The organism is Limosilactobacillus pulli, assembly GCF_947381555.1.
Taxonomy (GTDB): domain Bacteria; phylum Bacillota; class Bacilli; order Lactobacillales; family Lactobacillaceae; genus Limosilactobacillus; species Limosilactobacillus pulli.
In genome coordinates this window covers 1-311 of the sequence record NZ_CANCWQ010000093.1, presented here as the reverse complement: position 1 = coordinate 311, position 311 = coordinate 1, and the positions used below count along the sequence as shown (strand labels likewise).

1 pseudogene is annotated in these 311 nt (G+C 45.0%); it reads right to left on the bottom strand.

Going from position 1 to position 311, the window contains the following annotated elements:
• Window positions 1–311 (bottom strand): annotated as a pseudogene (locus QOS03_RS09330) (IS982 family transposase); the annotation flags it as partial.

Below are 311 nucleotides of genomic sequence, written 5' to 3'. Positions count from 1 at the left end.
CCCATGACTTCTAAATTATGGGTCAGCATAATTGCCTCAATGTTCATTTGCAGACCACCCAGACTACGAGTAAGTGTATGCTCAATGCCCTGTCGCGTTAGATCAGCAAAGCAGCTCTCAATTCGGCGCCGAATTTTTTTGAGTTGCCGGCTGTTGTGTTGTTTGGCGAACCGCATATTGGAACGGTATGGCGTCCATAGCTGATAGTCCATTTGCGAAAAAATATACTGGAGTTTTTTACCAACATAACCCACATCGGCAATGACAAAAGGACATGGACAATTCTCGATAACTTCTGGAGCAGCCTTAGC